The sequence below is a fragment of the Streptomyces sp. NPDC027962 genome (assembly GCF_055566095.1).
In genome coordinates this window covers 1-1,414 of sequence record NZ_JBVHTA010000113.1, presented here as the reverse complement: position 1 = coordinate 1,414, position 1,414 = coordinate 1, and the positions used below count along the sequence as shown (strand labels likewise).

2 protein-coding genes are annotated in these 1,414 nt (G+C 61.7%); both read right to left on the bottom strand.

Going from position 1 to position 1,414, the window contains the following annotated elements; all coding sequences use genetic code 11:
* Window positions 1-67 precede the first annotated feature (67 nt).
* Window positions 68-547 (bottom strand): hypothetical protein, encoded by a 480-nt coding sequence (locus ACZ4SA_RS36905; protein WP_468283242.1) that lies wholly within the window; start codon window positions 545-547, stop codon window positions 68-70.
* Window positions 544-1,080 (bottom strand): hypothetical protein, encoded by a 537-nt coding sequence (locus tag ACZ4SA_RS36900; protein WP_468283240.1) that lies wholly within the window; start codon window positions 1,078-1,080, stop codon window positions 544-546. Before ACZ4SA_RS36900 ends, ACZ4SA_RS36905 begins: the two co-directional genes overlap by 4 nt.
* Window positions 1,081-1,414 lie beyond the last annotated feature (334 nt).

Genomic DNA, 1,414 nt, shown 5'->3' with positions numbered 1-1,414 from the left:
GCTTCGTTGCGTACGTCGCGCGCCCACAGAACATCGTCACACCGCCGTGACCTGCACGCCTACAAGATCACCCCGACTTTGAAATCGCCCTGCCAGTCTTACGGTCTCGAACCTTGCGGGCCTCAATCAGATAGCCATCGCATTCTCGGTCGCCGACCTGGGCAAGGGAGAGCACACCGTTGCGGCTGAGCCAATTCAGCCAGCCCGCCAGGCGCCCGAACTTGGCAGAGCAGGTGCGGATGCTCCGCGCTGTACGGTACGCGAGCGGCAGCTGGGCAACCGCAGGATGGGTGGGCACCATCAAGGCGAAGATGTACTCCTTCGCCACCAAACGCCATATCGGGTTCTCCACGTTACGGAAGTTGAAGCGTAATTCGGATGTTCCCCATTGGGCTGGCAATCCCACGACATCAGCGAAATCCCACACGTCGTCGTCAAAGCAAGGCCCGGGCACGCCAGCAGGCATGGGCAGATCGGCCTCCGCACACACCCAAAGACCCGCGAAAATCGATTGCCGTACGGCGACGGTCCCGATTTCATGCTTCATGCTGTTGTCTCCTCAGGACGCAGCGGCAGCGCGCTCGGCTCCGTCTCCAGGCACCGACGGGCGCGATCAATGACACCGTGTTCAAACCTGCGAACCACTTCGTCGACCCTGGCAGAGTAGTAGCCGAAATGCCGCATGAACTCACCTGACGGCATCTGTCGCCATTGCTCAGTGAAGAACCCCTTCAACCTCAGAAGGTTCACCGCATGGCGGGGCGCAAAGACGGCCAACGGGCAGGCCAGGCACACCCACGGACGTGCCGGGCACGGCTTGCCTTTAGGCCCGAACACACCGGCAAAAATGTCCACACAGGACGCGGCGAAGACGTCACGCTCCGCGCCTGTCAATTCAGCGATCACCGTCTCGTCCAGTCGCAGATCCGCCACAACCTGCGGCAGCTGCCGTGCGGCTTCCGCTGCGTCTTGCGCAGTGACCACTCTCAGCGGCGTACGGGCCCGCTTCAGCATGTCGCCTTGGCCGTCCTCGATTACGGAGTCCAGCAAGTCGCGCTGTTTAGGAGTCGGCTTGCCCACGTACCGCTCCGCCTCAGTCTGAGACGAATGGTTAGGGTCGATGGTTGCCCGTTCGCTGCCGTGCCAGTGGCTACGGTCCCGTAGCGCTTCGAACGTCGTGCGCACTCGCGGCGCGGACACTCGTACCGGCAGTCGCAGGCCCTGGAGCCGCAGATACTCCCCGTTGCTTATAGGTCTCGAAACGATCCGGCCAGGTGCACCTCGTCTGCATCGGATCCACAAAGCTCCGCGTATCTCGGGGCTAGTGTCTCGTGATCCTGTTGATGTCACTTCGAGTTGTTTGCCACGAGTTTCTTGATGTTGGTCTGGACGAGGCGGACCTTCGCCAGAATCT

What these genes read in the sequence shown, in the direction of transcription:
- ACZ4SA_RS36905 (WP_468283242.1), bottom strand. Translation starts at nt 547, where the DNA reads ATGAAGCATGAAATCGGGACCGTCGCCGTACGGCAATCGATTTTCGCG.